Genomic DNA, 22759 nt, shown 5'->3' with positions numbered 1-22759 from the left:
CCGCGACGTGCGGGGGTCGAGCGAGACTACGAGCCCCTGTGCGGCCTCGCGTCCGCACGACGGCACCGTGGGAGCCGGACCGCCAGATCGCGGCCGGCTGGTGATTGCGGTGGCACGTCGTGCCCGGATGCGGAGCCCGGGGGCCTGACGGGAGAACCCCCGCATGCTCGAAAACACCGAACCGCAGCCCGCTGCGGCCGACAACAATGACTCCGACGGCACCTCCGCGGCCCCGCCGCGCCGCCGTCGCCGGGCGGTGTCCCGCCCGGCCGGCTCCCCGCAGGGCGCCGCGAGCGAGACCGCCGAGACCGTCGTCCCGGTGACCGCCGCCGAGGCGGAGGAGCCCGCCGCGGCCGAGGCCCCGGCCGAGAAGCCCGTCCGGGCCCGCCGCACCCGCAAGCGTGCGGAGTCCCCGGCCGGCGCGCCGGAGGCTCCCGCCGCGGTCGAGGAGCCGGTCGCCGCCGAGGCCGAGCCCGCCGAGGAGAAGCCCGCTCCCGCCCGCCGTACCCGCAAGCGGGCCTCCGCCCCGGCGCAGACCCCCGCCGCCGTCGAGGAGCCCGTGGAGGCCCCCGTGGCGGTCGAGGAGCCGGCCGCCGAGGCCGAGCCCGTCGACGAGAAGCCGGCCCGCGCCCGCCGGACCCGCAAGCGCGCCTCGGCCCCCGCGCAGACCCCCGCCGCCGTCGAGGAGCCCGTGGCGGTCGAGGAGCCGGTCGAGGAGGAGCCCGAGGAGGCCGAGGCCCCGGCCGCCGTCGAGGCGCCCGCCGCCGAGCCCGAGACGGGCCGGGTCCGCCGCCGCGCGGTCCGCCCGTCCACCGCGATCTTCCAGGCGCCGGTCTTCCAGGAGCCCGCGCCCTTCACCGCCCCGGCCGCCAAGCCCGCCAAGGCCGAGCCCGCGGCGGCGGCCAAGGCCGCTCCGGCCGCCGAGCCGGTCCAGGGCGAGGAGGAGGAGTTCGAGTACAGCGGCGTCGGCCGTCGCCGCCGGGTGCGCACCGCGGTGCGCGTCCAGCAGTCCGCCAGGGCCGCGCAGCCGGCCCGGGCCGCCCAGCCCGCGAAGGCCGCGCAGCCGGTCAAGGCCGCCCCGCCGGAGCCCGTGGAGGCCCCGGCCGAGGTCGAGGCGCCCGCCGCCGGCCCGGAGGCCGAGACGGAGTGGGAGGAGGACGGTCGCCCGTCCCGCCGTCGCCGTCGCGGTGGCCGCCGTCGCCGCCGCGGTGACGCGGACGACTCGGCCGCCGAGGGTGTCGAGGGCACCGACGCCGAGGGCGAGTCCGACGAGGACGCGCAGGAGGAGCCCGAGGCCCAGGACCACGACGACGACGAGGACGACCTGGCCGCCGGCCTGTCCTCCTCGCGGCGCCGCCGTCGCCGCCGCCGTCGCAGCGGCGACGGTGCCGCCGAGCCGGTGGAGACCACCGAGGACGGCGTGCGCACCGTGGTGAAGGTCCGCGAGCCGCGCCGCCGCTCCGGCGAGCCGTCGTTCGACCCGGACGAGGTGCAGTCCATCAAGGGCTCCACCCGCCTGGAGGCCAAGAAGCAGCGCCGCCGCGAGGGCCGCGAGCTGGGCCGCCGCCGGGTGCCGATCATCACCGAGGCCGAGTTCCTGGCCCGCCGCGAGTCGGTCGAGCGGGTCATGGTGGTCCGTCAGAACGGCGCCCGCACCCAGATCGGCGTGCTCGAGGACGGCGTGCTGGTCGAGCACTACGTCAACAAGGAGCAGGCCACCTCGTACGTCGGCAACGTGTACCTGGGCAAGGTGCAGAACGTGCTGCCGTCGATGGAGGCCGCGTTCGTCGACATCGGCAAGGGCCGCAACGCCGTGCTGTACGCGGGCGAGGTCAACTTCGGCGCGCTCGGCGGGCACAGCGGGCCGCGCCGGATCGAGTCGGTGCTGAAGTCCGGCCAGTCCGTGCTGGTCCAGGTCTCCAAGGACCCGATCGGCCACAAGGGCGCCCGCCTGACCAGCCAGATCTCGCTGCCCGGCCGCTACCTGGTCTACGTGCCCGAGGGCTCGATGACCGGCATCTCCCGCAAGCTGCCGGAGAACGAGCGCGCCCGCCTGAAGCAGATCCTCAAGAAGATCGTCCCGGACGACGCCGGCGTCATCGTGCGCACCGCCGCCGAGGGCGCCAGCGAGGACGAGCTCACCCGCGACGTGCAGCGCCTGCAGCAGCAGTGGGAGGAGATCCAGAAGAAGGCCGCGAGCGGCAACGCCCCGGCGCTGCTGTACGGCGAGCCGGACATGACCGTCCGGGTGGTCCGCGACATCTTCAACGAGGACTTCACCAAGGTCATCGTCTCCGGCGCGGATGCCTGGAGCACCATCCACGAGTACGTGTCCAACGTGGCCCCGGACCTCACCGAGCGCCTGCAGCGGTGGACCTCGGACGTCGACGTGTTCGCCACGTACCGGATCGACGAGCAGCTGATGAAGGCACTGGACCGCAAGGTCTGGCTGCCCTCGGGCGGTTCGCTGGTGATCGACCGGACCGAGGCGATGGTCGTGGTCGACGTCAACACCGGCAAGTTCGTCGGCCAGGGCGGCAACCTCGAGGAGACCGTCACCCGCAACAACATCGAGGCGGCCGAGGAGATCGTCCGCCAGCTGCGGCTGCGCGACCTCGGCGGCATCATCGTGATCGACTTCATCGACATGGTCCTGGAGTCCAACCGCGACCTGGTGCTGCGCCGCCTGCTGGAGTGCCTGGGCCGGGACCGCACCAAGCACCAGGTGGCCGAGGTCACCTCGCTCGGCCTGGTCCAGATGACCCGCAAGCGGGTCGGCCAGGGCCTGCTGGAGTCCTTCTCCGAGCCCTGCGTGCACTGCAACGGCCGCGGCGTGATCGTCCACATGGACCAGCCGCACAGCCACGGCGGCGGCTCCAACGCCGCTGCCGCCGCCACCGCGGGCGAGGGCGGCGGCAAGCGCCGCCGCCGGGGCCGCGGGGGCGCCGGGCAGGGCGAGGCGGAGGCGGCGGAGACCGTGGAGACGGTCGAGACCGAGCTGTTCGAGGCCGAGCCGGTGGAGGCCGAGGAGGCCGCGGAGGCGGTCGAGGCGGTCGAGGCCGAGCCGGTGGTCGAGGAGGCCGTCGAGGAGCGGGTCAGCCTGGTGGAGATCCCGCCGGCCGCGCCCGCGACCGGTGGCCGCACCCGCCGCCGCGCGGTCCGCAAGGCCACCGCGCCGGCCGGCACTGCCGGCGACGCCGAGATCGTGGTGCTGCAGGCCCGGGCCGAGGCCGCGATGGAGGCCGCGCTGAGCGCCGCCGAGGCGGCCGGCAAGGTCGTCGAGCCGGCCGCGGAGGCCGGCGAGGCTGTCGAGGTCGTCGAGGTCGCCGCTGCGGAGGAGCCCGAGGTCGCGGCCGAGGCCGAGGCCGAGGAGCCCGCCGTCGAGGAGGAGGCCGCGCCGAAGAAGCGCGCCGCCCGCAAGACGGCCGCCAAGACGACCGCCGCGAAGAAGACGGCCGCGAAGAAGACCGTCGCGGCGAAGAAGACCACCGCCCGCAAGACCGCCACCAAGCGGAGCAGCGCGGCGGCCAAGAAGGCCGCGGCCGCCGAGGGTGACGGCGCCGCAGAGTGAGCCCCGGGGCCGGGACCGCCGCCGTATCGGTGGAGGTCCCGGCCCTCGGTAGGGCCCGGTTTGCCCCTGGGTGGACAGGTCCGTATTCTTGACCCTCGGCGTGTTGACGCCACGCTCCAGAGCACCTCACCTCCCGGGTGGACGCCGCTTCCGGCGTTCCGGGGGAGGCCGCTTGTGTCCATACCCAGGTGGCTGGCATCCGGAGTTCCGACCGAGTTTAGGAAAGCAGGTACCGCATGTACGCGATCGTTCGCGCCGGCGGCCGCCAGCACAAGGTCGCCGTCGGCGACGTGCTGGAGATCGACCGCATTGACGCCAAGCCGGGTGACTCGGTCGAGCTCTCGACCATCCTGATCGTCGACGGTGAGTCCATCACCTCCGACCCGTGGGTGCTCGGCGGCGTGAAGGCGCACGCCGAGGTCGTCGACCAGACCAAGGGCGACAAGATCGTCATCCTGCGCTACAAGAACAAGACCGGCTACCGCCGTCGTCAGGGCCACCGCCAGAAGCACACCGCGGTGCGCATCACCAGCATCGACTCGGTCAGCAAGTAATCACTTACTGCGGTCTTCCTTAGAAAGGGGATAGCCAGATGGCACACAAGAAGGGTGCGAGTTCCACTCGCAACGGTCGTGACTCGAACGCTCAGCGCCTTGGCGTGAAGCGCTTCGGCGGTCAGGTCGTCTCCGCCGGCGAGATCATCGTCCGCCAGCGCGGCACCCACTTCCACCCGGGTGCGAACGTCGGCCGTGGCGGCGACGACACCCTGTTCGCGCTGACCGCCGGTGCCGTGGAGTTCGGCAACCGTCGCGGCCGCAAGGTCGTCAACATCGTGGCCGTCGAGGCCTGAGTCCGTACAGACTCGCTGTGAAGGGTGGGCCGGGATGATCCGGCTCACCCTTCATGCTTTATCGCAGGAACACTTTTTTCTTCGCACGGGAGGCACACCTCATGACCACCTTCGTGGACCGCGTCGAACTGCACGTCGCCGCGGGTAACGGAGGCCACGGCTGCGCCTCCGTGCACCGGGAGAAGTTCAAGCCGCTGGGAGGCCCCGACGGGGGCAACGGCGGCGAGGGCGGCTCGGTGACGCTCGTCGTCGACTCCCAGATCACCACGCTGCTCGAGTACCACCACTCGCCCAAGCGCAAGGCCACCAACGGCAAGCCGGGCGCGGGCGGCCACCGCACCGGCGCGGAGGGCCAGGACCTGGTGCTGCCCGTCCCGGACGGCACCGTGGTGCTCGACCGCAAGGGCAACGTGCTGGCCGACCTGGTCGGCCACGGCACCAGCTTCGTCGCCGCCCAGGGCGGCCGCGGCGGCCTCGGCAACGCGGCGCTCGCCTCGGCCCGCCGCAAGGCCCCGGGCTTCGCGCTGCTCGGCGAGCCCGGCGAGGCCCGCGACATCGTGATGGAGCTGAAGTCCGTCGCCGACGTCGCGCTGGTCGGCTACCCGAGCGCGGGCAAGTCCTCGCTGATCTCGGTGCTGTCCGCCGCCAAGCCGAAGATCGCCGACTACCCGTTCACCACGCTGATCCCCAACCTCGGTGTGGTGACCGCGGGTTCGACCGTCTACACGATCGCCGACGTGCCCGGCCTGATCCCCGGCGCCAGCCAGGGCAAGGGCCTCGGCCTGGAGTTCCTGCGACACGTCGAGCGCTGCGAGGTGCTGGTGCACGTGCTGGACTGCGCCACCCTGGAGCCCGGTCGCGACCCGCTCACCGACCTGGAGACCATCGAGGACGAGCTCGCCCAGTACGGCGGCCTGGAGGACCGGCCGCGGCTGGTCGCGCTGAACAAGGTCGACGTCCCGGACGGGCAGGACATCGCCGACCTGACCCGCGCCTCGCTGGAGGAGCGCGGCTACCGGGTCTTCGAGGTCTCCGCGCTCGCCCACAAGGGCCTGCGCGAACTCTCCTTCGCGCTGGCCGAGATCGTCTCCGAGGCGCGCGCCGCCAAGCCGGTCGAGGAGTCCACCCGGGTCGTGATCCGTCCGCAGGCGGTGGACGACGCCGGCTTCACCATCGAGGAGGAGGACGGCGCGTACCGCATCCGCGGCGTCAAGCCCGAACGGTGGGTCCGGCAGACCGACTTCGCCAACGACGAGGCGGTCGGCTACCTCGCCGACCGGCTCGCCCGGCTCGGCGTCGAGCAGGAGCTCTGGAAGATCGGCGCGCAGGAGGGCGACACCGTCATCATCGGCCCCGACGACAACGCCGTGGTCTTCGACTGGGAGCCCACCATGGCCGCCGGCGCGGAGATGCTCGGCCGCCGCGGCGAGGACCACCGCCTGGAGAGCCAGCGTCCGGCCGTCGACCGCCGCCGCGAGCGCCAGCGCGGCCGCGACGCCGCGGAGCAGGAGTACCTCGACTTCGAGGCGCTCTCCTCGGGTCGGGAGCAGCTGGAGCAGTAGCAGCCGCGCACCGGGACGCGCACCGCAGGCCACCGGGCCGCGGTGCGCGTTCGGCGTTCCTGGACGGATTTCGTGCTCGGCTCGCCGACTGGCTACATTGCGGGCGTACCAGCGTCGCGTCGGAAGGGTCCCACTGATGGTGGATCAGTTGCTCCGCGAAGAGGTCGTTTCGGCGCGGCGGATCGTGGTGAAGGTCGGCTCCTCGTCGCTGACCACCGCGGCCGGCGGCCTGGACGCGGACCGGGTCGACGCGCTGGTGGACACGCTGGCGAAGGCCCGGGCGGGGGCGACGGCGCCGGAGATCGTGCTGGTGTCCTCGGGCGCGATCGCGGCCGGCCTGGCGCCGCTCGGACTGGAGCGCCGACCCAAGGACCTGGCCCGCCAGCAGGCCGCGGCCAGTGTCGGCCAGGGCCTGCTGGTGGCCCGCTACACGGCCTCGTTCGCGCGCTACGGGGTGCGGGTCGGCCAGGTGCTGCTGACCGCCGAGGACGCCAGCCGGCGGGCGCACTACCGCAACGCGTACCGGACGCTGGACCAGCTGCTGGTGATGGGCGCGATGCCGATCGTCAACGAGAACGACACGGTGGCCACCGCCGAGATCCGGTTCGGCGACAACGACCGGCTGGCGGCGCTGGTGGCGCACCTGGTGCGGGCCGACCTGCTGGTGCTGCTCTCCGACGTGGACGGCCTGTACGACGGCGACCCGAGCAAGCCCGGCAGCAGCCGGATCGCGGTGGTGGACGGCCCGCAGGACCTGGCGGGCGTGGAGATCGGCAGCGCGGGCAAGGCGGGCGTCGGCACCGGCGGCATGGTGACCAAGGTGGAGGCGGCCCGGATCGCCACCGGCGCGGGCATCCCGGTGGTGCTCACCGCGGCCAGCCACGCGGCCGACGCGCTGGCCGGCCGGCCCACCGGCACGCTGTTCCGCAAGACCGGCAGCCGCTCGGCGGACCGGCTGCTGTGGCTGGAGCACGCCTCCTCGCCGCGCGGCGCGCTGACCCTCGACGACGGTGCGGTGGCCGCGGTGGTGCACGGCGGCAAGTCGCTGCTGCCGGCCGGAGTGACCCGGGTGGAGGGGGAGTTCGTCGCGGGTGATCCCGTCGACCTTCTTGGCGAAAACGGTCACATCGTCGCCCGCGGACTGGTCAACTTTGATGCGAGGGAGTTGCCCCGTCTGCTCGGCCGGTCCACCCGAGAACTGGCCCAGGAGCTCGGTGCCGCGTACGAACGTGAGGTCGTCCACCGGGACGACCTGGTGGTACTGCGCGCCTGAGCACGGGCGGCGGGGCCGGTACGGGGGGTGGGAGCAGCGGGTCGGGGGGCCCGCGCGACACGCTGAACAGGAGGCCGCCGGTGGGACGCAGGCGGGAGGAAGCGCTGCCCGGGCAGCAGCGGACGGAGCGCCGGCTCACCAGCATCGAGGGCGGCCGGAGCGACGAGGACCCGAACCCGGGCGTCGTGGAACCGGAGCAGGGCCGGCTCTGGCACGTGGTGCTGAGCGTGGCCGGGGCGGCGTCCCCGCTGCCCGAGCTGCGGGCCGGGCTGGAGAAGCTGGCGCACGACCACTCCTTCTTCCTGACGGCCCGTTACGCGGCCGACCACGCCGAGATCCGCTACTGGGAGCAGGCCCGCGACCTGCACGACGCCGCGGCGATCGCGCTGCGGCTGTGGGGCGAGCACAAGGTGAGCGCGAAGCTGCCGGCCTGGGAGATCGTCGGCCTCGAGGTGGTGGACCGGCCGACCTACCACAAGCGGGTCGCGGAGGGCTTCGGCGATCCGCCGCCGCAGCTCGGCGGCGTGCACCCGTACTGACCTCCGGCGGTACGTCTCAGCGGGCGAAATGTGCGGCGGGACGGGACCGGCTTCTCGCTAGGCTGGGCGCATGAGCGACCTCACCGCCACCGCCGACAGCCCCGTCCTCGCCGCCGCGCGCCGTGCCCGGGAGGCGGCCGCCGTCCTGGCGCCAGTGCCGCGGTCGGTGAAGGACGCCGCGCTGCTGGCGATCGCGGAGGCGCTGGTCGCCCGCGCCGGGGAGATCACCGCGGCCAACGCGCAGGACGTCGCCCGGGCCCGCGAGGCGGGCACCGCGGAGTCGGTGATCGACCGGCTGACGCTCACTCAGGACCGGATCGCCGCGATCGCCGCCGACGTGCGCAGCGTGGTCGGCCTGCCCGACCCGGTCGGCGAGGTGGTGCGCGGCTACACCCTGCCGAACGGTCTGGACGTCCGCCAGGTGCGGGTCCCGCTCGGCGTGGTCGGCATCATCTACGAGGCCCGGCCGAACGTGACGGTGGACGCCGCGGCGCTCTGCCTGAAGTCCGGCAACGCGGTGCTGCTGCGCGGCTCCGCCTCCGCGTACCGCTCCAACACCGCGCTGGTCGAGGTGCTGCGCGCGGCGGTCGCCGGGGCCGGCCTGCCGGCCGACGTGATCCAGCTGGTGCCGGGCGAGAGCCGCGAGTCGGTGCAGGAGCTGATGCGCGCCCGCGGCCTGGTGGACGTGCTGATCCCGCGAGGCGGCGCCGCGCTGATCCGCACCGTGGTGGAGGGATCGACCGTCCCGGTGATCGAGACCGGCACCGGCAACTGCCACGTGTACGTGGATGCGCAGACCGACCTGGCGATGGCCGTCGGCGTGCTGCTGAACTCCAAGGCGCAGCGGGTCAGCGTCTGCAACGCCGCGGAGACCCTGCTGGTGCACCAGGACGTCGCCGACGCCTTCCTGCCGCTCGCGCTGGCCGCGCTGGCCGAGGCCGGGGTGACGGTGCACGGCGACGAGGCGGTGCTGAAGGCCGCCGAGGGCAGCGCGGTGACGGCCGTGCCGGCCACCGAGGAGGACTGGGAGACCGAGTACCTCTCGCTGGACCTGGCGGCCGCGGTGGTGCCCTCGCTGGAGGCGGCGGTGGACCACATCCGGCGCTACTCCTCCGGTCACACCGAGGCGATCGTCACCACCTCGCAGGCCGCCGCCCGCCGCTTCACGCAGCTGGTGGACTCCACCACGGTGGCCGTCAACGCCTCGACCCGGTTCACCGACGGGGGTGAGTTCGGCTTCGGCGCGGAGATCGGCATCTCCACCCAGAAGCTGCACGCCCGCGGCCCGATGGGCCTGCCCGAGCTGACCAGCACCAAGTACATCGTCACCGGTGACGGCCACGTCCGCGGCGAGGCCCGGCAGACGGTCGGCGGCTGACCGGCCGACACCCCGTCGGACGCTTCCGCGGTCCGATCGGCGCGACCCACAGACAAAAGCCCGGGCCGGTAATACATTGAATCCGTGGCTGAGGAAGTGGGGGGCTCGCCGTACTCCGACGGCGCCGACCACGGTGGTGCGAACGACGAGTTCGCCGCCGTGGTCTTCGACGAGAGCTTCGTCCGTTCCGCCGCCGTGCGCGAGCCGAGTGCCAGGGAGCGGCAGCTCGCCGCGGCCGAGGCCAGGCTCGAGCCCGAGCAGGGCGGGTCGGTCCGGGGCCATGAGCTCGTGTCCGGGAGCGACGGCCTGCCGCTGGAGCTGCGGCCGCTGCCCGGCGGGCTGGACGAGGACTGCTTCTACCCGGACCCGTGGTCCGGCCGCGAGCGGGTGCGACGCCGCTCCCGGTGGGGCCGGATGCGCGGCTTCGACCCGCTGCGCGGCGGGCAGGTCGCCCAGCAGCGCTGGCACCGGCCGGTGGCCTGGGTGCTGGCCGTGGTGATGGGCGTCGGTGTGGTCGCGCTGGCGGTCGCCGCGGTCTACCGGGGCGTCGGCGGGGCGGCCGGTTCGCCGGCGCGGCCGCAGTCCGGCAGCAGCAGCCCGGGCGCGGCGCCCACTCACGTGGAGCCGTCGATGGTCCCGTTGCCGGTGGGCTGAGCCGCGCTGCTGGGCGCTGTCGTGCAGCCGTTACGCGCGGCCCCTCGTACCGGACGGCAGGCGCGTCTACCCTGGTGCTATGGGTGACCCGCGCGAGCCTCCCGAGGGCGGGCCCGAGGGCGGTTCCAACGAGGACGAGTTCCGGTCCGTCGTCTTCGACGAATCGTTCGTAAAGGCTGCCCGGATCCAGGAGCTGTCGGCGCGCGAGCGGCTCAGCGGCGCGTTCGGCCGTGCCACCCGGCCGCGCGGCTGGGGCTGGTTCGGCTCGCTGCCGCGCCAGGCGGTGGCCCTGCTGCTCCTGGTCGTGGTGGCGTTCGGCGCGGCCGTGTACTTCGGCATCAGCTCCCCGCACCGGCAGGTCTCCCCGCCCAGCGGCAACCAGCTCACCGTCAGCCTGACCGCGCTCGCCCCGGCCGGCGTGGTCGCGGCGGTCGCCGACCCGGCCAACCCGTTCGCGGGGCTGCCGCCGGGCTACGCGGACGGCACCGCGGGCCTCGGCGTGCCGGCCGCCGCGGCGACCTCACACTTCACCAAGTCCGAGGTGACCCGCGCGCTCGGCACCGTCGAGCAGTACCTGGCGGTCTCCTCGCTCAGCCCCGCCACGGTCGGGCAGAGCGAGACCGGGCAGGCCCGCCGGCTGGTCACCCCCGGCGAGCAGGCCCAGTACGACGACAGCGTCAACACGCCGCGTGACGATCAGCACCACGCGGCGACCGGCTGGCTGGTCCGGTTCGACCCCGGGCAGATCGCGCTCGCCGGGGACACCGTCAAGGTCGCCGGCAGCGTCCAGGTCGGCGAGGCGGACAGCGGCACCCTGGAGATCGTCGCCGACCACACCTTCGTCTACGCGCTGCGCCCGGCCGGCACCACCAGCGACCCCTCGGTCGGCCTGTACGCGGTGCGCCGGGCGGTGCGCTTCGAGATCGACCGCGCCGACCTGGACACCGGGCGGCTGCGGGTGGTGGACGCCGCGGTGCAGTCCGGGCCGACCAACTGCGGCGTCGCGCAGTCCGACTACCTGCAGCCGGTGCTGGCCACCGCGGCCGGGGTCCGCCCGAGCAGCCCGCCCGCCGTCGACCCGGCCGACCACAGCCGGCCCGCCTGGCAGAGCTGCGGGGTGCTCGGGCCGATCACCGGCTGATCAGCTCTCCGCGGAGCCGTCGGCACCGGTGGAGCCGTGGGACCCGTTCGCGCCGTTCGACGCGGCGCGGGCGGCGCCCGTGAAGGTGTCGCGGAGCTTCCCGCCGACCGTGCCGACCCCGCCCGCCATGTCGCGCAGCAGGCCCATCAGCGGGTCCTTGCTCTCCTTCACCGACTGCGAGTAGGAGTCCGCGGCGGCCTTCCACTGCGCGCCGACCGAGGTGTCCGGGTCGTCGCCGCGGCGCGGGTACGCGCCCGCCAGGATCGACCGGTACTCCTCGCTCTCCGCCCACTTCTTCAGCTTGGCCACCCGCACCACCGCGAACGGGTGGGTCTGCGGCAGCACCTGCAGCAGCTTCAGCACGCCGTCGCGCAGGTCGCCGGCCCGGTCGTACTCCTCGGCCTGCTCCAGGAAGGCGTCGACGTTCATCTCGGCCAGGTTCGCGCCGCCGGCCAGCTTCATCAGCGCCCGCATCGACGCCTGCAGGTCCTGACCCGCCAACAGGCCGGCCCGGTCGCTGGAGAGTTCGGCCTTGCGGAACCACTCCTTGAGCGCGGTGATCACCGCGGTGATCGCCAGGTTGCCCAGCGGCAGCCAACCGAGCCGGGCGGCCAGGTTGGTGAGGATCAGCAGCATGGTGCGGTACACCGCGTGGCCGGACATCGCGTGCCCGACCTCGTGGCCTATCACCGAGCGCAGTTCCTCCTCGTCCAGCAGGTCCACCAGGCCGGTGGTCACCACGATCACCGGGGTGTCCATGCCGATGCACATCGCGTTGACCCGCGGGTCCTGGGTGACGTACAGCTCCGGGACCTTCTCCAGGTCCAGCACGTACGCCGCGTCCCGCACCATGTCGAACAGCTCGGGGAACTGCCGCTCGGAGGCGCGTACCGCGGTGGCCAGGAACATCAGCCGGACGCTGCGCTCGGAGACCAGGCCGGCCAGCTTCTTGAGGATCTCGTCGAACCCGCTGAGCTTGCGCAGCGCGACCAGCGCGGAGCGGTCGGCCGGGTGCTCCCAGGCGCGGGTGGAGATCTCCGGGAACCGCTGCCGGCGGCGGCTCGGTGCGGCGCCCTTGGTCATGTCGGTCATGGTGTGAATGCCCTCCCTGGATCGACGCCGGCACCGGCTCCGTACGGCCGGCCCCCGCTGCTGTCGGATTCAACGTCGCTGTGCCCGAAGTCGTCCCCGCCGCGCGCCGCGCCGACCGGGGGTGCGGGCGGCGCAGGCGGTAAGCGCGACTACCCTGACTGTGACGTACCGAAAAGGAGCCCCGTGATGTCCCCTGCCGACCTGGTCCAGCTCGCCGGACCGATCTCCAACGAATCCGGCCCCGGGCTGTTCCTGCGGATCATCCTGATCGCCTCCTTCGTCGGCGTCGGGCTGCTGGTCTGGGCGCTGGCCCGAGCCTCCCGCGACGGTGCCAAGCGGGACGCCGCGCGCGCGGCCGAGCGCGAGCACGCCGACCAGGGCTGAGCGCCGCGGGCTCACGCGGGGTCAGACGCGGTGGGCCGCCGCGCGGTTGCGTATAGGGCCCCCGTACGATGAGCGCGCGGGCCGCACGGTCCGTGACCGCCTGGTCCTCCAAGCCGAGCCGAGAAGGTCCCGCCGATCATGAGCGCTGCCACCCTGCCCACCCTCGCCCACCTCGCCGAGGGCGGGAACCACGAGAGCCTCAACCCCCTGCTGACGGGCGGCTCGGCGCTGTTCATCCTGCTGCTGCTGCTCTTCATCACCACCCGCTTCAACCGCGACCGCTGACCCCGGCGGCAGTGCAGCGACCGGACCGCCCGGGGCCCGCGAACGGGCGGAACCCCCGGGTCATCCGGGTCGCGTAAGGTGTGGCGCCATGAGAGAGCAGGTCGAGACCACCCGGGCCGGTACCGCGACGGGCGCGCCCGCGTCCGGCGGTGCGCCGCGCCGGCGCCGGCTGGGCGTGATGGGCGGCACCTTCGACCCGATCCACCACGGTCACCTGGTGGCCGCCAGCGAGGTGGCCAGCGCCTTCCACCTCGACGAGGTGATCTTCGTCCCGACCGGGCAGCCGTGGCAGAAGTCCGACCGCACGGTCTCCCCGGCCGAGGACCGCTACCTGATGACGGTGATCGCCACCGCGGAGAACCCGCAGTTCTCGGTCAGCCGGATCGACGTCGACCGCCACGGCCCCACGTTCACCGTGGACACCCTGCGCGAGCTGCGCGCCCTGCACCCCGACGCCGAGCTGTTCTTCATCACCGGCGCCGACGCGCTCGCCCAGATCATCTCCTGGCGCTCCTCCGAGGAGCTCTTCGACCTCGCGCACTTCATCGGCTGCACCCGGCCGGGCCATACTCTCTCCGACACCGGCCTGCCGGTCGGCGGGGTCTCGCTGGTCGAGGTGCCCGCCCTCGCCATCTCCTCCACCGACTGCCGGATCCGGGTCGCCAAGGGCGCACCCATCTGGTACCTGGTGCCGGACGGCGTGGTCCGATACATCCACAAGCGGGCGCTCTACGCGTCGGCCCGGCCGTGATCCTGGGAGGGACGGCGTGACCGGAACGTCGGAGGACGACAGCTGGTTCGAGCAGCGCCAGCCGCGCTACCCGCAGCAGCAGGGGTACCCGCAGGAGCAGCCGCACCAGCAGTACGGCCAGGAGCAGCAGCAGTACGGCGGCGGCCCGTACGAGCAGCTGCCGTACCAGGGCTACCCGCCGCAGGACCCGTACGCCGCGCAGCCCGGCTACCAGCAGCAGGGCTACCAGCAGTCCGGCTACGAGCAGGGCGGCTACGACCAGGGCGGTTACCAGCCCGGCTACGAGCAGCCGTACGGCGGGCAGCAGTACGGGCAGCAGCCGTACGACCCGTACTACGGGCAGCAGCAGCCCGCGCAGGGGTACTACCAGCAGCAGCCGGTGCAGGCGCCGCCCGCGCCGCCGGTCGCCCAGGTCACCCCGGTCGCCCCGGTGGTGCCTCCGCCGCCGCGGCCGCGGCCCGCCCCCGCGGCGGCGCCCGCGCCGGAGCGCGAGGAGCCGTCCGAGATGGTCGGCGGCCGGGCCGCGGCCAAGGCCCGGGACTCCTACGCCACGGGCGAGTTCACCTTCGTCGACGAGAAGACGGAGGAGTCCGAGGACGCCATCGACTGGCTGAAGTTCGCCGAGTCACGCAGCGAGGTGCGGGCCGAGCGCCGGCGCCGGCTGCGCAACCGGCTGATCGCGCTGCTGGTGGTGCTGGCCGTGCTGGCGGCCGGCGCGGCCGGCTACCTGTGGTTCACCGGCAAGCTCGGCGGCGCGGACACCGCGGCCAAGGCGGCCGGCGGGCGCAGCGTCAACGTGGTGCACCTGCGCGACCTGCAGGGCAAGGTCACCACCGCGCTGCTGGTCGACGACGAGGGCGGGCAGAAGGCCACCGTGCTGCTGCTGCCCGACACCCTGCGGCTGCCCAGCAACGGCGACAGCGCCACCACCACGGTCGGCCAGGCGCTGGACGCGGTCGGCGCCTCCGCCACCCGCGACGGCCTGTCCACCGTGCTCGGCGCCCAGGTGGCCGGCACCTGGCGGCTGGACACCCCCTACCTGCAGCTGCTGGTCGCCCAGCTCGGCAGCATCAAGGTCGACACCAACGCCGAGGTGCGCGAGGGCAACAAGCCCGACGGCAAGGTGCTGGCCCCGGCGGGCAAGGGCACCACGCTGACCGGCCATGCCGCCGTCGCCTACGCCACCCTGCAGGCCGCGGGGGAGGGCCGGGACGCGCAACTGGCGCGGTTCGGCCAGGTGCTGGAGGCCGTGGTGCGGTCGATGCCGACCACGCTGGCCGACGCCACCGACGACGTGCACCGGATGAACGCGGTCGCCGACCCCTCGCTGCCGGAGACCGCGCTGGCCGGGGTGCTGGTGAAGCTCTCCGAGCAGGCCAAGGCCGGACACCTGACCACCGCCGTGCTGAAGGCCAAGCCGGACGGCACCCTGGACGACGCCACCGCCGGCCAGCAGGTGAAGGAGATCCTCGGCGGCACCGTCAACAACGCCAAGGGCACCGGCGGCAGCACCCGGGTCACCGTGGTCAACGCCTCCGGCAACAACGACGCGGTGACCGCCGCGCAGGTCGGCGTCTCCAACGCGGGCATGGACGCGCTGCCGTCCACCGCCAAGGCGGCGGTGCAGGCGAACTCGGAGATCCGCTACACCGACGACGCGAAGCAGCCCGCCGCGCTGACCCTGGCCACCAGCCTGGGCCTGCCGGACACCGCCGTGAAGAAGGTCACGGAGGCGCAGAACGCCGACCTGGTGCTGGTCCTCGGCAAGGACTACCAGCCCAAGTCGCAGTAGCCGGACGCGTCCCGCCGCCGTGGCGGGGCACGCATCGGGGCCCTCGGCGGGAAACCGCTCGGGGGCCTCGGCGCGTTCGTGAGATCCTGGGTGGGTATCTCTACAGCCGATCCGGAAGAGCATCGTGACCGTCACTGACCGCAGCCAGGAACTCATCAACGTCGCCGCCCAGGCGGCGGCCGACAAGTTGGCCCACGACATCATCGCCTTCGACGTCAGCGAGGTGCTGTCGATCACCGACGCCTTCGTGATCGCCTCCGCCGCCAACGACCGCCAGGTCCGCGCCATCGCCGAGGAGATCGAGGACCAGCTCCGCGAGAAGCTGGACGTCAAGCCGGTCCGCCGGGAGGGCGAGCGCGAGGGCCGCTGGATCCTGCTGGACTACCTCGACATCGTCGTGCACGTCCAGCACTCCGAGGAGCGCTCCTTCTACTCGCTGGACCGCCTCTGGAAGGACTGCCCCGAACTGCCGATCCCCGCGGACGCGCTGGCCACCCGCAACCGGCCCGAGAACGCCGTCACCGACGCGGCCGGCAACGCCGTCTCCGGGGGCGAGCTCTGAGCGGCTCCGCGGCCGGTCCGCGGATCGTCTTCTGGCGGCACGGTCAGACCTCCTGGAACCTCGAGTCGCGGTTCCAGGGCACCACCGACATCGAGCTGACCGACCAGGGCCTCTTCCAGGCCCAGCGGTCCGCCCGGCTGCTCGCCGCGCTGCGGCCCGACCTGCTGGTCTCCTCCGACCTGCAGCGGGCCCGGCGCACCGCGGTCGAGCTGGCCCGGCTCACCGGCCTGGAGGTGCACCACCACGAGGGCCTGCGGGAGACCTACGCGGGGGAGTGGCAGGGCCTGACCAACGCCGAGATCCGGGCCCGCTACCCGGAGCAGTACGAGGCGTGGGCGAACGGCGAGCCGGTCCGCCGCGGCGGCGGCGAGCTGGCCACCGAGGTGGCCGACCGGTCCGTCCCGGTGGTGCTGGACGCGGTCGGCAAGCTGCCCGAGAACGGCACCGTGGTGGTGGTCAGCCACGGCGGCACCATCCGCACCATGATCGGCCGGTTGCTGGACATGGAGCCGCAGTCGTGGGAGCGCTTCGGCGGCCTGTCGAACTGCTGCTGGTCGGTGCTCGGCCGCGGCTCGCGCGGCTGGCGGCTGCTGGAGCACAACGCGGGGACGCTGCCGCAGCCGGTCATCGGCGACGAGACCTGAGGCCGGGCCGCGACCGGATTTCACAGTTCCGCCTCTGACCAGCTAGAGTCTTCCTCGTTCGCAGCGAGGAACGCAGACCGGAGACGGGGGCGGAAGTCGCGGGACCGTGGGGCTATAGCTCAGTTGGTAGAGCGATTGCATGGCATGCAATAGGTCCGGAGTTCGATTCTCCGTAGCTCCACTCCGCACCGGCGGTCCGTCATTGACGGGTCGTCAGTGTTGCGGGGCTATAGCTCAGTTGGTAGAGCGATTGCATGGCATGCAATAGGTCCGGAGTTCGATTCTCCGTAGCTCCACAGCAGTTCCGCGAGGCCGCGACCCGAGACCGGGTGGCGGCCTTCGGTGTTTCCGGGGCGCGGTGCGCGGGGTCCGGAACGGATTAGGGGACTCCCCGCCGAGCGTGTACAGTTGTCGATGTCGCCGAGGGAAACCGCAGGTGACAAGAGTATGGGGCTATAGCTCAGTTGGTAGAGCGATTGCATGGCATGCAATAGGTCCGGAGTTCGATTCTCCGTAGCTCCACAGCAGTTCGAAGGCCGTCCCGGCAGGGGCGGCCTTCGGTCGTTCACCGGACTTCCCTACCGAGCGGGCCGCCGAGGCCGCTACCGTCGTGCCATGGCCGATCTGGCGCGGAAACGGAACGAGGAGCTGGCCCGGATACTCCACCAGCTCGGCTGGAGCCCCGAGCGGCTGGCTCGCGAGGTCAACGCGGCGCTGCCGACCGGGCTCGCGATCAGCTCCACCGCCCCGTACAAGTGGCGGGACCGGGGCATGGTGCCGCGTTCGCCGCACGACCAGACGGTCTGCGAGGTGCTCGGCCGCAGCGTCGGCATCGCCGTCACGTACGAGCAGCTCTGGGGCCAGATGGGCACCAACCGGGGCGCCAAGATGCTCTCCCCGCGGCTGCTCACCGACCCGTGGACCGCCGACACCGCGCAGACCGCGCTGCGCGAGGCGGGGGCGGACGCCGGTCCGGTCCGGCTCACCGACCTGTTCCGCGGCGACGAACTCGAACAGGCCGCCCGGCACTGGGCCTCGCCACCGCCCCCGGTGGTCGGCGGCGAAGGGGCCCTGCGCATCGCCCCCGAGCAGCTCGCCGACCTGCGGCTGTCCCACGACTCCAAGCAGCGGCTGGAACGCACCTACGGCGGCGGCCTGATCCTCGACCTCGCCAAGGCCGAACTCGCCATGGTGGGAAAGCTGTTGGAGCTCGGCAGCTACGACGAGCCGCTCGGCCGCGAACTCTACGGGGCGGCCAGCCGGCTGGCCCGGCTGGTCGGCTGGGCCAACTACGACATGGGCAACGACGCCGCCGCGCAGCGCGCCTTCGTCGCCGCGCTGCGGGCCGCGCACGTCTCCGGCGACCCGCGGCTCGGCGTCGGCGTGGTCGGCTGCCTGGCCGTCCAGGCCACCTACAACTCCGGCGGGCGGGGCCTCGACCCGGTCGCCATGCTCTCCACCGCGCTGCGCGCCGCCGACGGGGTGCTGACACCCCGTGAGCGGGCGCTGCAGCTCGGCCGGATCGCCCGCGCGCACGGCCGCAAGGGCGAGCAGATCAGCGCCGAGGCGGTCGCCGAGCGGGCCTTCCGGGAGCTGGACGGCTTCGACGGGCACGGGCAGGAACGCGCCGACCTGGAAGGCATGGTGGGGGAGGGCTACCTGCTGCTCGGCGAGCACGAGCGCGCCCGCGGGCTGCTGGCCGGCGCGATCGAGGCGCTGACCGCGGAGCGCGCCCGCGCCAAGGCGCTGCTGATGGTCCGGCTGGCCGACTCCTACCGGCGCACCGGCGAGGGCGCCGAGGCCGAACGCACCGCCGACCGGGCCCGGCAGTTGGCGGCGGGCATGCAGTCCGCGCGGGTGGCCCGGGCGCTGCGGGAGTTCGACACCGCGATGCGCGCGGAGACGCCGGGGGACTGACGGGCGGGGTCGGGGGCCAGGACCGGCGGGCTGGCGGGCTGGTGGCGTCGGTGGCATCGGCGGCGTCGGCGGCGCGAATCCGCCTTGTGACGGTGCGGTACCCTGAGCCCATGCGAACGGTGCGCCTGCTTCTTAGCCGGCCGCGCTGACCAGGACCGGCCGGGTGGCCGGAGTCAGCGTGGCATCCCCTCCTGCGTGAGGGGTTTTCTGCTTTCCACGGCCTGTTCGCGACTGATGACGATGGAGCCCGAAGGACCATGAGCGAGACGACCCCCGCTTCCGGCGCGGCCGAAGCCGCCACCGAGCCTTTCCGCTACGGCGCCGCGCTGGCCGCCGAGATCGAGTCCCGCTGGCAGGACCTGTGGGAGAAGGAGGGGACGTTCAACGCCCCCAACCCGGTCGGCCCGCTGGCGGACGGGACGTCCGTCGCCGCGAAGCCGCACAGCTTCATCATGGACATGTTCCCGTACCCGTCGGGCGCCGGTCTGCACGTCGGTCACCCGCTGGGCTACATCGCGACCGACGTGTACGCCCGCTACCAGCGGATGAACGGGCACAACGTCCTGCACACCCTGGGCTACGACGCGTTCGGCCTGCCCGCCGAGCAGTACGCCGTCCAGCACGGCGTGCACCCGCGGGTGTCCACCGAGGACAACATCGCCAACATGCGCCGCCAGCTGCGCCGGCTGGGCCTGGGCCACGACTCGCGCCGCTCGATCTCCACGATCGACCCCGAGTACTACCGCTGGACCCAGTGGATCTTCCTGCAGATCTTCAACTCCTGGTACGACGAGGAGGCGGGCAAGGCCCGCCCGATCGCCGAGCTGGTGGCGCGGTTCGAGTCCGGCGAGCGTGAGGTGCCGGGCGGCCGTGCCTGGGCCGAGCTGTCCGGCGTCGAGCGCGACGAGGTGCTGGGCGAGTACCGGCTGGCGTACTCCAAGGAGGTGCCGGTCAACTGGTGCCCCGGTCTGGGCACCGTGCTGGCCAACGAGGAGGTCACCGCGGACGGCCGCTCCGAGCGCGGCAACTTCCCGGTGTTCAAGTCCAACCTGCGCCAGTGGATGATGCGGATCACCGCCTACGCGGACCGGCTGATCTCCGACCTGGACCTGCTGGACTGGCCCGAGGCGATCAAGCTGCAGCAGCGCAACTGGATCGGCCGCTCCGAGGGCGCCCGGGTCGACTTCGGCGTCGGCGGCGACACCGTCACCGTCTTCACCACCCGCCCCGACACGCTGTTCGGCGCCACCTACATGGTGCTGGCCCCCGAGCACGCCCTGGTCGACACGATCGTGCCCGCCGCCTGGCCGGCCGGCACCCGTGACGAGTGGACCGGCGGCGCCGCGAGCCCGGCCGAGGCCGTCGCCGCGTACCGGGCGGCCGCCGCCGCCAAGTCCGACGTCGAGCGGCAGGCCGACGCCAAGGTGAAGACCGGCGTCTTCACCGGCGCCCACGCGACCAACCCGGTCAGCGGCGAGCAGATCCCGGTGTTCATCGCCGACTACGTGCTGATGGGCTACGGCACCGGCGCGATCATGGCCGTCCCGGCGCACGACGGCCGCGACTTCGCCTTCGCGCAGGCGTTCAACCTGCCGATGCGCTGCGTGGTCCAGCCCACCGACGGCCGCGGCGAGGACCCGCACGCCTGGGACGACGCCTTCGACACCTACGACTCGGTGCTGATCAACTCCGAGCGCGACGGCATCTCGCTGAACGGCCTGTCCGTGGTCGACGCCAAGGCCCGGATCACCGCCTGGCTGGCCGAGCAGGGCATCGGCGAAGGCACCGTCAACTTCCGCCTGCGCGACTGGCTGTTCAGCCGTCAGCGCTACTGGGGCGAGCCCTTCCCGATCGTCTACGACGAGACCGGCGCGATGCACGCGCTGCCCGAGTCGATGCTGCCGGTCGAGGTCCCCGAGGTCGACGACTACTCGCCGCACACCTACGACCCGGACGACGCCGCCTCCTCGCCGAAGACCCCGCTGTCGCGCAACGAGGCCTGGGTCAACGTCGAACTGGACCTGGGCGACGGCCCGAAGACCTACCGCCGCGAGACCAACACCATGCCCAACTGGGCGGGTTCCTGCTGGTACGAGCTGCGCTACGTCGACCCGATCAACTCGGCCACCGTCGTCGACCCCGCCAACGAGGCCTACTGGATGGGCCCGACCGCCGAGAAGCCGGCCGGCGGCGTCGACCTGTACGTCGGCGGAGCCGAGCACGCCGTGCTGCACCTGCTGTACGCGCGCTTCTGGCACAAGGTGCTGCACGACCTGGGCCACGTCTCATCGGTCGAGCCGTTCCACAAGCTGTTCAACCAGGGCATGATCACCGCCGATGTCTACCGCGACGCCCGCGGCTTCCCGGTGCCCGCGGCCGAGGTCGAGGAGCGCGACGGCCAGTACTACTGGGACGACGAGCCGGTCCGCCGCGAGGCGGGCAAGATGGGCAAGTCGCTGAAGAACGCCGTCGCCCCCGACGAGATCGCCGACGAGTACGGCGCGGACACGCTGCGCCTGTACGAGATGGCGATGGGCCCGCTGGACGTCTCCCGCCCCTGGGACACCCGCGCCGTGGTCGGCTCCTACCGCTTCCTGCAGCGGCTGTGGCGCAACATCGTCTCCGAGGTCACCGGCGAGCTGGTGGTCACCGACGAGGAGCCGGACGAGGCCACGCTGCGCGCGCTGCACAAGGCGATCGACGGCATCCGCGGCGACATGGCCGCCATGCGGTTCAACACCGCCGTGGCCAAGGCCATCGAGCTGAACAACTTCCTGGTGAAGCGCGGTTCCACGCCGCGCTCGGTCGCCGAGCGGATCGTCCTGCTGGTCGCCCCGCTGGCCCCGCACATCGCCGAGGAGCTGTGGCGCCGCCTGGGCCACGAGGAGTCGCTGGCGTTCGCCGACTACCCGGTCGCGGACCCGGCGTACGTGGTCGACGAGACCGTGACCTGCGTCGTGCAGATCAAGGGCAAGGTCAAGGCCCGCCTGGAGGTCCCGCCGAGCATCTCGGACGCCGAGCTGGAGGCGCTGGCGCTGGCCGACCCGACCGTGGTCGCCGCCATCGGCGGTGCGCAGGTCCGCAAGGTCATCGCGCGCGCGCCGAAGCTGGTCAACATCGTCACCGGCTGACGTCCCGTCAGTTGCCGTGGGCCGGCCGCCTTCCCGTTCCGGGGAGGTGGCCGGCCCGTCGGGGTTCTGGGCCGGTGGGTTCTGGGCCGGTGGGTGTTCCGGGCCCCGTAGCGGGCCGTTCCCGCTTCCGGGGGAGCGCTCGGGGGAACCCCTGAGCTGTCCCTGATCTCTCCTGGGACAGCCGGTTCCGGCCTGCTGCGGGGGCCCCGGCCGGGCTACGGTGGAAGTCGGCGGGCAGCGCGGGCCGTACCAGGCGGCCCCGGGGCCGTCACGGGCGGAAGGTGGGCTCCCGATGGATGCGCTCGGTGTGGTGGTCGCGCTGGTCGCGCTGTTCGGGGTGACGGCGCTGGTGCTGGCGGTGGTGGCGACGGTCAAGGCCGCGAAGGCGGTGGCCGCGAAGGTCGAGCGGCACAGCGTCAACGCCGGCCGGGCCGTGGAGAACGCCGCCCTCAAGGCGAAGAGCTTCGCCAAGCCCGGCGAGCAGGGCCGGATCGCCGCCCTGCGGCTGTCCCTGCGCACTGCCCTCGACTCCACCCGCCAGGTCCTGCAGACCGGCCTCCCGGCGGACGCCCAACTCGGCGACTCCCTCCAGCTGCTCGCCCGTCTCGACGCCCACGCCGCCGAACTCGACGCCGAACTGCGGATGCTGGAACGCGAACCGCAGACCGCCCGGGTCGCCGCCAAGCTGCCCGAACTGCGCGAACGCGCCGAGCGGATCACCCACTCCGCGGACTCGCTGCGCTGGGCCGCGCAGGACCGGATGCGGCACTTCGCCGACGACGAACTGGCCCGGCTCAGCAAGGAGTGCCAGGACGAGGCGGGCGCGCTGCGGCACTGGACGCCTGCCGCTGACGCTGCCGAACCGGTGGGCGGTGGCGTGGCGGGTGACGGGGCGGCTGCTCCCTCCGGAGCGGCTGCTGCCTCCGGGGTGGCCTCGGGCACGGCGGCGCGACCGAAGGGCGTCGGCACGGGACGCCAGAGCAGCGCCGAGGAGCTGCTCGGCCTCGCCGCCGAACCGCTCTCCCGCCTCGCCGACCGCCTGCGCAAGCCGAACCCGGCGCGCCCCAACCGCCCCTGACCCCGCGTCACCGGCGGTTGCGCTCCGTGCCCGGGGTGGTTACCCGCTGTGGCGGAGGCGAAACCCGCGAGTGGCCGGGTCGGAACGGCAAGGGGCCCGGTCGGACCGGCAGGTGGCCAGGGCGCACCACCGCGAGCCCGGCGCTGTCATCCGGG

The 22759-nt window shown here is 73.3% G+C and carries 19 protein-coding genes and 3 tRNA genes; 21 read left to right on the top strand and 1 reads right to left on the bottom strand.

Annotated features, from left to right (window positions below):
- Positions 1-163 precede the first annotated feature (163 nt).
- The 9 genes from ACWD4U_RS19300 (at position 164) to ACWD4U_RS19260 (ending at position 10968) form a co-directional block, all read left to right on the top strand.
- A complete protein-coding gene (locus ACWD4U_RS19300; RefSeq protein WP_363452555.1) occupies positions 164-3571 on the top strand; it encodes an Rne/Rng family ribonuclease in 3408 nt (1135 codons plus the stop codon).
- 236 nt (positions 3572-3807) lie between these two features.
- On the top strand, positions 3808-4125 hold the full coding sequence (gene rplU / locus ACWD4U_RS19295; protein WP_363452553.1) for a 50S ribosomal protein L21: 318 nt from the start codon (positions 3808-3810) through the stop codon (positions 4123-4125).
- A gap of 38 nt (positions 4126-4163) precedes the next feature.
- A complete protein-coding gene (gene rpmA, locus ACWD4U_RS19290) occupies positions 4164-4421 on the top strand; it encodes a 50S ribosomal protein L27 (protein WP_030906548.1) in 258 nt (85 codons plus the stop codon).
- A gap of 101 nt (positions 4422-4522) precedes the next feature.
- The gene (gene obgE, locus ACWD4U_RS19285; RefSeq protein WP_363452551.1) at positions 4523-5983 is read left to right on the top strand and encodes a GTPase ObgE; all 1461 of its coding nucleotides are present in this window, start codon (positions 4523-4525) and stop codon (positions 5981-5983) included.
- A gap of 136 nt (positions 5984-6119) precedes the next feature.
- Positions 6120-7256: a glutamate 5-kinase gene (proB, locus tag ACWD4U_RS19280; RefSeq protein ID WP_363452549.1), complete on the top strand. Its 1137-nt coding sequence runs from the start codon at positions 6120-6122 to the stop codon at positions 7254-7256.
- A gap of 80 nt (positions 7257-7336) precedes the next feature.
- Entirely contained in the window at positions 7337-7795 is a 459-nt protein-coding gene (locus tag ACWD4U_RS19275; protein ID WP_449787241.1) for a hypothetical protein, read from the top strand.
- Positions 7796-7865: 70 nt separating this feature from the next.
- Positions 7866-9173, top strand: coding sequence for a glutamate-5-semialdehyde dehydrogenase (locus ACWD4U_RS19270; protein WP_363452547.1), 1308 nt, complete (start codon positions 7866-7868; stop codon positions 9171-9173).
- 84 nt (positions 9174-9257) lie between these two features.
- On the top strand, positions 9258-9827 hold the full coding sequence (locus tag ACWD4U_RS19265; protein WP_363452545.1) for an SCO2584 family spore wall biosynthesis protein: 570 nt from the start codon (positions 9258-9260) through the stop codon (positions 9825-9827).
- A gap of 79 nt (positions 9828-9906) precedes the next feature.
- The gene (locus ACWD4U_RS19260; RefSeq protein WP_363452543.1) at positions 9907-10968 is read left to right on the top strand and encodes an SCO2583 family membrane protein; all 1062 of its coding nucleotides are present in this window, start codon (positions 9907-9909) and stop codon (positions 10966-10968) included.
- On the opposite strand, the gene ACWD4U_RS19255 is transcribed toward ACWD4U_RS19260, so the two are convergent.
- On the bottom strand, positions 10969-12060 hold the full coding sequence (locus tag ACWD4U_RS19255) for a M48 family metallopeptidase (protein WP_363452541.1): 1092 nt from the start codon (positions 12058-12060) through the stop codon (positions 10969-10971).
- A gap of 186 nt (positions 12061-12246) precedes the next feature.
- Here ACWD4U_RS19255 and ACWD4U_RS19250 point away from each other — a divergent pair, with 186 nt between their 5' ends.
- The 12 genes from ACWD4U_RS19250 to ACWD4U_RS19195 all read left to right on the top strand — a co-directional run bounded on the left by ACWD4U_RS19250 (position 12247) and on the right by ACWD4U_RS19195 (position 22604).
- Positions 12247-12444, top strand: coding sequence for a hypothetical protein (locus tag ACWD4U_RS19250; protein WP_363452539.1), 198 nt, complete (start codon positions 12247-12249; stop codon positions 12442-12444).
- Positions 12445-12582: 138 nt separating this feature from the next.
- A complete protein-coding gene (locus ACWD4U_RS19245) occupies positions 12583-12729 on the top strand; it encodes a hypothetical protein (protein ID WP_363452537.1) in 147 nt (48 codons plus the stop codon).
- 88 nt (positions 12730-12817) lie between these two features.
- Entirely contained in the window at positions 12818-13480 is a 663-nt protein-coding gene (gene nadD / locus ACWD4U_RS19240; protein ID WP_363452535.1) for a nicotinate-nucleotide adenylyltransferase, read from the top strand.
- A 16-nt stretch (positions 13481-13496) separates the two neighbouring features.
- Positions 13497-15272, top strand: a complete 1776-nt coding sequence (locus ACWD4U_RS19235; protein ID WP_363452534.1) for a LytR C-terminal domain-containing protein — start codon at positions 13497-13499, stop codon at positions 15270-15272.
- Positions 15273-15396: 124 nt separating this feature from the next.
- On the top strand, positions 15397-15834 hold the full coding sequence (rsfS, locus tag ACWD4U_RS19230; RefSeq protein ID WP_363452532.1) for a ribosome silencing factor: 438 nt from the start codon (positions 15397-15399) through the stop codon (positions 15832-15834).
- A complete protein-coding gene (locus tag ACWD4U_RS19225; RefSeq protein ID WP_363452674.1) occupies positions 15831-16478 on the top strand; it encodes a histidine phosphatase family protein in 648 nt (215 codons plus the stop codon). The genes rsfS and ACWD4U_RS19225 overlap by 4 nt, the downstream gene beginning before the upstream one ends.
- A 108-nt stretch (positions 16479-16586) precedes the next feature.
- A tRNA-Ala gene (locus ACWD4U_RS19220) sits at positions 16587-16659 on the top strand.
- Between the two features lie 42 nt (positions 16660-16701).
- A tRNA-Ala gene (locus ACWD4U_RS19215) sits at positions 16702-16774 on the top strand.
- 153 nt (positions 16775-16927) lie between these two features.
- Positions 16928-17000 (top strand) — tRNA-Ala (locus tag ACWD4U_RS19210).
- A gap of 93 nt (positions 17001-17093) precedes the next feature.
- Positions 17094-18395: a hypothetical protein gene (locus ACWD4U_RS19205; protein ID WP_363452530.1), complete on the top strand. Its 1302-nt coding sequence runs from the start codon at positions 17094-17096 to the stop codon at positions 18393-18395.
- Between the two features lie 257 nt (positions 18396-18652).
- Positions 18653-21526, top strand: coding sequence for a leucine--tRNA ligase (gene leuS, locus ACWD4U_RS19200; RefSeq protein ID WP_363452528.1), 2874 nt, complete (start codon positions 18653-18655; stop codon positions 21524-21526).
- Positions 21527-21818: 292 nt separating this feature from the next.
- A complete protein-coding gene (locus tag ACWD4U_RS19195) occupies positions 21819-22604 on the top strand; it encodes a hypothetical protein (protein WP_363452526.1) in 786 nt (261 codons plus the stop codon).
- Positions 22605-22759: the final 155 nt, after the last annotated feature.

It is taken from the genome of Kitasatospora sp. NPDC002522 (genome assembly GCF_053595195.1).
The sequence above is the reverse complement of the archived record's forward strand: the minus strand, read 5'-3'. Positions and strand labels throughout refer to the sequence as shown.